At 54.5% G+C, this 10208-nt stretch carries 8 protein-coding genes; 2 read left to right on the top strand and 6 right to left on the bottom strand.

Going from position 1 to position 10208, the window contains the following annotated elements:
* Positions 1-170: 170 nt before the first annotated feature.
* The 5 genes from arsC to F3F96_RS05250 all read right to left on the bottom strand — a co-directional run bounded on the left by arsC (position 171) and on the right by F3F96_RS05250 (position 6139).
* Positions 171-515, bottom strand: a complete 345-nt coding sequence (gene arsC / locus F3F96_RS05270) for an arsenate reductase (glutaredoxin) (protein WP_176962177.1) — start codon at positions 513-515, stop codon at positions 171-173.
* Positions 516-541: 26 nt separating this feature from the next.
* Complete coding sequence (locus tag F3F96_RS12695; protein ID WP_176962176.1) at positions 542-2647, bottom strand: UvrD-helicase domain-containing protein; 2106 nt, start codon at positions 2645-2647, stop codon at positions 542-544.
* Complete coding sequence (locus F3F96_RS05260) at positions 2640-4430, bottom strand: chloride channel protein (protein ID WP_176962175.1); 1791 nt, start codon at positions 4428-4430, stop codon at positions 2640-2642. The genes F3F96_RS12695 and F3F96_RS05260 overlap by 8 nt, the downstream gene beginning before the upstream one ends.
* Positions 4431-4543: 113 nt before the next feature.
* Entirely contained in the window at positions 4544-5353 is an 810-nt protein-coding gene (locus F3F96_RS05255; RefSeq protein ID WP_176962174.1) for an HDOD domain-containing protein, read from the bottom strand.
* A 189-nt stretch (positions 5354-5542) separates the two neighbouring features.
* The gene (locus F3F96_RS05250; RefSeq protein ID WP_176962173.1) at positions 5543-6139 is read right to left on the bottom strand and encodes a hypothetical protein; all 597 of its coding nucleotides are present in this window, start codon (positions 6137-6139) and stop codon (positions 5543-5545) included.
* Positions 6140-6327: 188 nt separating this feature from the next.
* On the opposite strand from F3F96_RS05250, the gene F3F96_RS05245 reads away from it, so the two are divergent.
* Positions 6328-6723: a hypothetical protein gene (locus F3F96_RS05245; protein ID WP_176962172.1), complete on the top strand. Its 396-nt coding sequence runs from the start codon at positions 6328-6330 to the stop codon at positions 6721-6723.
* Positions 6724-6764: 41 nt separating this feature from the next.
* The gene (locus tag F3F96_RS05240; protein WP_176962171.1) at positions 6765-7913 is read left to right on the top strand and encodes an MFS transporter; all 1149 of its coding nucleotides are present in this window, start codon (positions 6765-6767) and stop codon (positions 7911-7913) included.
* Here the strand turns inward: F3F96_RS05240 and F3F96_RS05235 are convergent.
* The gene (locus tag F3F96_RS05235; protein WP_206675272.1) at positions 7897-10125 is read right to left on the bottom strand and encodes a heavy metal translocating P-type ATPase; all 2229 of its coding nucleotides are present in this window, start codon (positions 10123-10125) and stop codon (positions 7897-7899) included. The genes F3F96_RS05240 and F3F96_RS05235 overlap by 17 nt on opposite strands.
* Between the last annotated feature and the right edge of the window lie 83 nt (positions 10126-10208).

The raw sequence follows: 10208 nt of genomic DNA, 5'->3' as shown, positions 1-10208 counted from the left end.
TTCAACCTGTTCGACAATGCTCAATTTAAAGCCCAATGTATAATCACGCTGACTTCGTCTGCGCCTTGCTGTTTCTTCCTTTCCCATAATAAGTCCTTTTTGTGTCAACTTATTTCAGGACGGGACAAGAAAACAAAAAAAGCCCGGGTTTTTGCCCGGGCTTTTTATGGTTATAGAATCTCCAGAACACTCTCGGGAGGTCTGCCTATGGCAGCTTTGTCATCATGGACGACAATCGGACGCTCTATCACCTTCGGGTAGGATAACATCAGCGCAATAGCCTCGGAGCGATCCAGTGATTTGCCTTTGATGTACTCCCTGAAATCAGCTTCGCCTTTGCGCATCAGCGCCTCTGGCTCTATGTCGAGCATGGTCAGAATCTGATCAAGTTCACTCGGGCTTGGCTGCGTGTTGAGGTATTCGATAATCTCAGGTTCAAAACCCTGCTCTCTGATCAGGGCAAGTGTCTGCCGTGATTTGCTGCAGCGTGGGTTATGGTAGATCTTTAGACTCATGGGTTCCCCTTCTATTTAATTAAATTTTATATGGGCACTAAGGCGGCGTATTTCAGCATCAGTCGTTTGATGCCGGCGCGTTTGAACTGCACAGAGACGCGTGATGCATCACCTGATCCTTCAAGCGAGAGGATGACACCATCGCCGAAACTCGGATGCATAACACTGCTGCCGATTGTGATGCCTCCAGTTGTGGCGGCATTGTTCGTTGGTGCAGGTGTTGCCTTCTCCTGACCGAGAATCTCGGGTGAGAGCTGTTTGATAAAACGGCTGGGAAGCGGGTAGTGCGATTCGCCAAACATGCGGCGCAGGCGTGCTGAAGTTAGAAGCAGATGTTTACGGGCACGGGTGATGCCGACATAAAGCAGTCTGCGCTCTTCAGAGATGCCCGAGACCCCCTCATCAAGGGCGCGCTGATGTGGTAGTTGTCCTTCCTCAACTCCGGGCAGAATCACACAGTCAAACTCCAGCCCTTTGGCGCGGTGCAGACTCATCATCGAAACAGCATCAGGCTCATCGTCATTCTCATCGCGATTCATCTCTTCACTGCTCTGCAGAAGGGCAGCCCGATCCATAAACTCCACAGGTGTTAATCCCTGTGCCATCGACATCTCGATATACTCCTGCAGCGTTCTGATGTTCTCCAGTCGAGAGGCCGACTCAATCTCACCCAAGGCCTCAATACTTTTCAGGTAACCGGACTCCTGCAGTATGAGTTTCATGCCGCGATCCGGCATCTCCTCCAGATCGTTGTGTAGTGATCGCATTAAGGCCGCTATGGGAACAACTTTTTTTGCAGCGCCTTCAGCGCCGCCATCGGCAAGCAGTTGCAGCCAGTCACACGCTCTAAGGCCGGATGATGCAAGCATCGCCATCAACTGCTCCTGACCTTTCAGCCCAAGGCCGCGTTTGGGTCTGTTGCAGATACGCAGCAGCTGCAGGGCATCGCCGCAGCCATTGAGCAGTGACCAGTAGGCCAGTGCATCCTTGATCTCCATACGCTCGAAGAAACCGACCCCACCGATCATGCGGTAGGGAATTTGTGATTCACGCAGCACCTGCTCCAGCACCAGTGACTGGCGATTGGAGCGGAAGAGAATGGCCATCTCCGTCCACGGGTAACCGTGGCTGCGCCAGCGATCCAGCTGTGCTGCAATGCGGCGCGCCTCATCGTAATCATCGTTACAGACCTGCCAGTGCGGCCTCTCCCCCTGCTCAAGGGTCGCCTTTAATACCTTTTCATGGCGATCAGCGTTCTCACTGATCACAGCATTGGCCAGCTCAAGAATGCCAGCGGAGGAGCGGTAGTTCTCCTCCAGTCGGTGCAGGCCTGCGCCACTCCAGTGGCGTTCAAATTCGAGAATGTGTGAGACATCAGCACCGCGCCAGCCATAGATGCTCTGATCATCATCACCAACTACAGTCAGATTTCGATGGCCGCCACAGAGCAGCAGCAGCCACTCATGCTGGATGGGGTTGGTATCCTGATACTCATCCACCAGCACATGATCAAAGCGGCTGCGCAGCGCTTCAGCGATATCGCTGTGATCGCGCATCAGCAGCACGACATTGAGAATAAGATCGGAGAAATCCATACGTTCGTGCTGTTGAAGCTGGGCCTGATATTCACCGTAGAGCTCGCGCATATCGATGCCATTCCAACCGTGTTCAGGAGCCTGCGCTGGAGTCAGTCCCGCATGTTTGCAGTGTTCGATCCAGCCGATCAGATAGTTTGGGTGTAGCCGATCGGTGGCGATATTGCGTGCTTTGAGAAGTCGTTTGACCAGTGCCTTCTGATCATCGGAATCAATGACCTGAAAGGAACGGGGATAACCGAGCGCATCGGCATAACGACGCAAAAAGCGGAGCGAGAGAGCATGAAAGGTGCCGGAAGTTACACCGCCGCCATCATCACCGATCAGCATGGAGAGGCGTGCTTTAAGTTCAGCCGCAGCCCTGTTGGTGAAGGTGACAGCGAGTATCCGGTGCGGTGCAAAACCACGTTCGGCAATCAGATGTCCAATACGGTGTACGATGGTGCGTGTTTTGCCGGAACCGGCACCCGCCAGAATGAGCTGTGGGCCATCCTCGGCACAGGCCGCCTGCTGCTGGGCACTGTTTAGCTCACCCACGTTCTTCCTCCCCGTGCTTGACGATCAGCTTATGGTAGGTCGAGAAGATGGCATTACGTGAGAGGATACCGAGCACCCTGCGCGGGTTGTCATCAGCGACCACGGGCATCTGCTCGAACTCTTCACGGTCAAGAATGTGTACGGCATCAAGAAGGCTGTCGGACTCGCGCACCGTAAGCACATTGCGGTTGGCCACTTCACCGGCCAGCACAACCTGATCCAGAGCCGGATCAATCAGCCACTCCTGAAGATCGGCAAAGGTAACGATACCAACCATATCACCGGCATCATCGACCACCTGTACGCAGCCCTTGCCGGAGCCGGTATAGACCTGTTTCAGCTCCTCCAGTTTGGCATGCTCTGAGACGCGAGCGATTGAGCGCCAAGGTATTCGTGTGATGGGTACCGATCGTATCCATGACTGCTCTTTACCCCAGTGGGTTTCGATGCCGCGCTCTTCCAGAGATTCGGTAAAGACTGAAGCGCGACCAAAGGAGCGGGTCACCATGGTGGCTACGCTGCAGGCGATCATCAGCGGTAGCATAATGTGATAGTCGGCGGTCATCTCAAATACGATCAGCATCACCGTCAGTGGCGCTTGCAGGGCTGCGGCAGTCAACGCACCGCAGGCCACCAGGGCATAAGCGCCATAACCTTCAGTGTAGGCGGGGGAGATGCTATGGGCGATATCACCGAACAGCGCACCAACCGTTGCACCGAGGAAGAGGGCCGGACCGAACAGGCCACCGGGAAAACCTCCCGCGGCACTTAGTACCACAGCGATCGTTTTACCGATCAGGATAATGGCCAGAAAAGCGGTTAACGGCAGTGCTACACCGAGCAGTTCAGGTTCGATACGCTCCAGTAGCATATCCTCGACGACGCCGTAGCCGATCGACATCACCTGAGGAATGGCCAGCCCCATAAGGCCGATGGCGAAGCCAACCGCCGCAGGACGCAGTTTGCGGCTGGGGATAAGCTTGGCAAGCCAGGCACGCGTTGGTGCCATCGATTTGATAAAACCGCTGGCAACCAGACCGCACAATGCCCCCATGATCATATAAGCGGGAATCTCCCAGACGCTGATCAGGTGATATTCGGGGACGGTGAAAGCGGGAAAGTTACCCACCTCTGAACGGGCAATCACGGTAGCCAGCACCGAGGCAATAACGATCGGACTGAATGTGGCAATGGCGTAATCGGCGAGGATCACTTCAAGGGCGAAGAGCACGCCTGCAATCGGGGTATTGAATGAGGCGGCAATGGCAGCGGCAACACCGCAGCCGATAAGGATACGCAGTTGCTGTTCGGAGAGTCCTGCGCGCTGGCCGATTTCTGAGGAGATCAGGGCGCCCAGTGCTACGGTTGGCCCCTCTCGGCCAAGGCTGGCACCACTACCGATAGCAATGGCGGAGCCGAAGGTTTCAGTTGCCATCTGATGGCGGTGCACCTTGGCCTTGCTCTCCACCATGTCGGCCAGCACCCCAGAGACACCGCGCAGCTCACCACCGGGCAGATAGCGTACGGTGATCCAGCCAACCAGCAGACCGCCTACGGTCGGGGCCACCAGATAGATATACCAGGGCAGTGTATCCATCGCTTTTAACCAGGTACGTTCACCTGTCCAGAAGAGGCTGACCCACTCGATAGCAAAACGCAGCAGCAGCGATGCGTAACCTGAGACGACGCCAACAACAACTGCCAGCAGCACAACGTAGAGAATCTCCTGGTTACGAAGCCAGGATTTCCACGATTTTCGATGTGACTCTTCTTTTTTTGCCATGCGTTTTGCTAGCCCTTATTCCGAAATCACTTGCATTGCCCAAGGGTAACAGAAATTGAGCCAAGCTCGATAGTCGAGGTTAGATCAGTGTTGAAATAGAGGTGGAGGTAGCCTTAGTTGGTGATGGCTGTCAGATCAGGAGGATTTTTATCCAGAGCTTTTTGAACCTCAATATAGATGGAGTCAAAGGAGAGTCTGGCGGGCAGGTTTTCGACGACAAAATGGTTGGCAAGGTTGCAGATTCTGGCTAGTTGCAGCTTACTATCCGGATTGTGATGCTCTGCGACCACCTTGCAGAGGTCGTCAGGAAACAGCCACAGGCTAAGCAGCTGCTGACCTGCTTCAGCGTGGTTCACACCGTACAGCGCCTCTTCTGCCCTGATCAGCTCTTCAGAGTGCAGGTGGCCGAGCTCTCTCTCGAAATAGGAGAAATCGACACGCATGCCCAGTGCTGCCCGACCGATGTCGTGCAGTAGTCCGACCATAAAGGCGCGTTCGTGATTGTATTGGTTGCCGATTGGGTCGATCTGATGCACCAGCTGCTCACAGACAAGTCCCACCGCATAAGCATGGCTCCAGAATGCGCGAATATTTGCCATGCCGGTGGGTAGAATAATGCCGTACATCAGTGACATGGCTGTGGCGATATGCACGGTCTCTTTGGATCCCAGTCTGGCGATCGCTTTGGAGAGCTCACCAATAGGGATACCGGAGGGGTTATAGGCTGAGGAGTTGGCGAATTTCAGGATCATCACCGTGGTGGCCTGATCGCTTTTGATCACTTCAGCCAGATCATCAGCATCGGAATTGGGATCCTGTGCAATCTTCTGAATTTTGATAAAGCGATCCGGCAGCGAGGGTAGATCCTCACTGAAAGCCAGTAGCTCCATGGTTGATACTCTGTCGAAAACTGCGTCATGCATAGCTTGATCCTCAAGCAAATATATTGCCAATATTAGGGATACTCTGAAAAAGTCAGAGTATCCGTGCAGGCCATGGATGGCCTGCCAAAATCATGCACAGTAAGTGCTCGATTTTGTGAGCAAAGGCAAAACCACGCTTTTGCCTTTGCGTACTGAAAAACTACATGGACGTGGTTTTTCAGAGATTCCTTAGCCTGCAAGTTGTATGGCGCTGCTGCTCAGCCACTCGTAGACCGGATATATAATGAACGAGCCGAGCGATAGATCAAGTAGCGGTGTGGCAACCAGCAGCGTCAGGCCTATCCATGTCAGTGAATTTCCGCCAGGCAGGGCGGGCAGTTTGGGGCTTTTGGTCATGATCTCTCCCATCAGCAGCAGTGGTAGCGGCAGCAGGTGAAGGAAGAGCATGCAGAGGTTGAAAAACATCAGCACCTTAGCCCACCAGAGGTGCAGCGGCGGAAGGCCGACCGGAGCCTGATAGGCCAGACTCCAGCTGTAGAGTAGAAAGCCGATGCTACAGAGCAGGCCATGGGCCAGCAGACGAGTAGCGGCAGGTTTCAAGCCGTCAGTTAGTGGATGGGGAAGTGCGATGATGACACCGCGGTGAAAACAGAGTGCGGTGATAAATGGCATCCAGAAGCCGCGCCATGATATGGCATAAAAGGGGTGCGGCAGGCCGCTTTTCATGACGCGAGCCTCGAGCATGGTGACCAGTGTGATGGAAACGAGAACAGGCAGACTGTAGAGAATCAGCTGGCGAACAACGATGGTGAACCACTCATCCATGCTGTTTTGCCTCTGCAAACAGAGTGTAGCTATCACGCATGGGGATCGATGACGGGTTCATGGTTGTAAATGTGGACGAGTCGAAAGATTCGCGCAAGCCAAGGCACTGTTTAATTCGTTTAGCATCTCTCCAACCCGGCCCGTTTGCTGGACGGTGATTTTATTTTCGCCTGCGATAGGCTGCGCATATGGACGCATACCTTCACTCTCTCATCGCTTACGCCATTGTGGCAAATATCGTTGCAATCCCACTGATTCTTCTCGGTAGAAAGTTCTCTCTGCGCTGTCATCCGATTGAGTATGTGATGCTCTACTTTTGTTGGCTGGTGTTTGTTCTGCTGGTTGGATCTGTTTTTGACGATCTGAATCATGCGATGGTCAAACTGGAGGTAAGCAGTGCCGAATTGAATACGGTGTTCGGTATCGCCGGTTTCTTTGCCGGGCTCTCGCTACTGCCTAAAATTTTCTTTGCCACGAAAAAGGCCAATACCGTTCTGATCACCTCATTGACGGCAATTTTTGTGGCGGTGATCTGTTCCAAATTTGTTGTGCTCGCATTTCTGTTCACTTCCGAGGGTGTTTAAGCGTTATCGACACCGGATCATGGCCTGAGTAACGAACTGCTATGGTTACCCCCGCTTCTCTGAATCGCATTCGCCTTTTTTACGCAGCCTATTTTGCTGCGATGGGACTGGTTCTGCCCTTCTTTCCGGTCTATCTCGATGGTCGTGGCTTTGATGCAGTATTGATCGGTTTCATGACCGGACTCATGGCGCTGGCCAAAGTCGTGGCGCCACCCTGGATCGGTCATCTTCTTGATAATCGTCCGCAGGATCAGGGGCACCGGTTTATTGTCATTGCCTCATGGCTGGCGGCCTTTGCCGCGTTGGTGATTGCGTTTGTATTTAATATCTACCTGCTTGCTGTGATCATTCTACTGTTTGGTATTTTATGGGCAGCTGTATTGCCGCTTGCCGATGGGCTCTCAGTCTCGGTGTCCGAATTGGAGATGGCCGATTATGGTCGTCTGCGTGTCTGGGGTTCGATCGGTTTTGTTTTCGCCTCACTGCTCGGTGGTATCTGGCTGACGGGTGAGCATGTTGCCAGCTTCCCCTATCTGCTTGCTGCATTGATGGTTGTTCTTGCACTTGCCGCTCGGGGTTTTCCCAGAGTGGAGCCGCTTCACGAGACCGATTGTGGGGCTACGCCATTTCCCAGAGCGTTCTATCTGCTGCTCGCCGTCGCTTTTATCATGCAGATCTCGCATGGTGCCTATTACGGTTTTTTCAGCCTCTATCTGGTCGATGCCGGTTTTTCGGGCTGGCAGATTGGCCTCTACTGGGTGATTGGCGTGCTTGCCGAGATTGTTCTGATGTGGCGCTGGTCAAGAGCAGTGCAGCTGCGTGCACCGGCACTGGTATTCAGTATCTGTCTGGCGCTGGCCGCTCTGCGCTGGCTGGGCACAGGATTAACAACCAATATGGTGCTGCTGGTCGGGTTGCAACTGTTGCATGCGGCCAGTTTTGCCGCTTTTCATGTCTCTGCCATCGCCTGGGTCAAGAGGATTGCTCCGGATAACCGTCATGGTGCTGCACAAGGGCTCTTTTCGGCAGCCGGTTTCGGACTGGGCACCACCATTGGCATTATGGGCTGCGGCCTGATCGTTGGAAGTATGGGCTATGCGATGGCTTTTTATATCTGTGCCGCTATCGCTGCACTCGGTATTCCGCTGGCTCTGATGTTGCCAAGAAAGGGGTTTACGACTCGGGTTTGAACAGGCGCAGCCGGTTGGCATTGCTGACCACGGTGAATGAGGATAATGCCATTGCCGCACCGGCAATCATCGGATTGAGCAGCAGCCCCATAAACGGGAAAAGGATGCCTGCCGCTACCGGAATACCCAGCGTATTGTAGATAAAGGCGCCCACCAGATTCTGTCGGATATTGGCCATGGTCGCCCGTGAGATATCTATCGCGGTGATCACACCCAGTGGTGAGGAGCGCATCAGCGTGATATCCGCACTGGCCATGGCAATGTCGGTTCCGGTAGCGATGGCAAAACCGACATCGGCACGGGCCAGTGCCGCAGCATCGTTTATGCCGTCACCCACCATGCCAACGATCTCTCCGGCCTGTTGCAGCTCCGCTATTTTTGCATCTTTGTCTGCAGGCATCACCTCGGAGATCACATCATCAACACCTACTGCAGTTGCTACGGCAGCTGCTGTTGCGTGGCTGTCGCCAGTCAGCATCACCACCCGTAACCCCTGACTCTGCAACCGCTTCACCGCTTCCCTGCTCTCACTGTGGATCGGATCGGATATGGCCATCATACCGATCACCTCTCCATGCTCTGCCAGCAACATGGGGGTGCGCGCCTGAGCGGCAAGTCCGTTCACCTGTTGCAGGATCTCAGCAGTTAGCGTCACGCCGCTCTCTTGCATCAGTCTGAGACTGCCCAGCAGCAGTTTGCGCCCATCCACGCTGCCCTCCAGGCCGAGCCCGGCATGGGCTTTGAAGGCTTCACAGCTGCCAGCTTTTACGCCCTGTTCTGCTGCGGCGCTTATAATGGCTGCAGCCAGTGGATGTTCACTGCCCGCTTCAAGTGAAGCGGCAAGATAGAGCAGCTGTTGCTGATCAACGCCTGTTGGGATGCAGTCGGTAAGTGTGGGCTTGCCGAGCGTCAGGGTGCCGGTTTTATCCATGACGATGGTTGTCAGCTTGCCCGCCCGCTCCAGCGCCTCACCGTTTTTGATCAACACACCATGTTCGGCCGCTTTACCTACCCCCACCATGATCGACATCGGTGTAGCCAGCCCCAGTGCGCAGGGGCAGGCAATAATCAAAACGGTCATCGCCGTAACCATGGCGTAGCTGATCTGCGGCTCAGGCCCGAAATAGAACCAGAGCAGGAAGGTGAGCGCAGCAATGAGCAGGATGGCGGGCACAAACACGGCTGCCACCCGATCCACCACCCTGCCGATACGCGGTTTTGAACTCTGTGCCTGCTGTACTGTTGCAACAATACGGGCCAGCACGGTATCGGCTCCTACCCGTGTCGCCGTAAAGAGAAAACTTCCCCGCCCATTGATGGTGCCGCCAACCACCTCATCCCCGACCGCCTTCTCCACCGGCATCGGTTCGCCTGTCAGCATCGACTCATCCACCAGTGAATGGCCTTCGCTGAGTTTGCCATCAACGGCGATCTTTTCACCGGGCCGCACGCGTAGTATATCTCCGATTGATACCGCTTCGATGGGGATATCAACCTCTTCACCATCGCGAACAATGCGTGCGGTTGTCGGAGTCAGTCCCATCAGTCGCCGGATCGCCTCCGAGGTTTTACCGCGCGCCCGCATCTCCAGAGCCTGCCCGAGATTGATCAGGGCGATAATAATCAGTGCAGCCTCAAAATAGATGTGCCGTCCCATCTCAGGCACGGCTCCCGGCCAGAGGGTGATGATCATCGAATAGAACCATGCCGAGCCGGTGCCTGTGGCGATCAGCGTATCCATATCGAACTGTAGATGGATAAAACCGCGCACTGCACCGCGGTAGAAGTGTCGACCTGAATAGATCATCACGGCCAACGTAAGCAGCCCTGTCAGAATCCAGAAGAAGTTGGTCGATTCGGTGGCGAGAGGTGGCAGCCAGCTACTCATGCCTGCAATAAACAGCGGTGCACCAACGGCCGCGGCAACGATGAACTGTTTGAGCAGTTGTTTGAAACGCAATTGATCTGCGATCTCTCTATCCGATTCATCGGCGGCAGATCGGATCTCACTGGCATCGCGCCCGGTTGCCCTGATCGCTGCAATCAGATCATCGAGCTGCATTTCGCCTTCCACCAGTCCACTGCGCTGGGCCAGATTGACACTGGCATGAGAGACGCCGGCCACACTGTTGAGTGCGGCCTCAACCTTGGCGACACAGCCGGCACAGTTCATGCCTTCAATCGCCAGTCGAATGATTTTTCTGTTACTCATTATGCAATCTTAGTGGAGCTCAGGAAAAGTGCATCCATGAACTTGTTAGTCCCGGAGCGTTTGAACAGATCGGAGCACCCCTG

This window comes from Mariprofundus sp. NF (assembly GCF_013387455.1).
GTDB lineage: Bacteria > Pseudomonadota > Zetaproteobacteria > Mariprofundales > Mariprofundaceae > Mariprofundus.
This window is presented reverse-complemented; position numbering and strand designations above follow the sequence as displayed.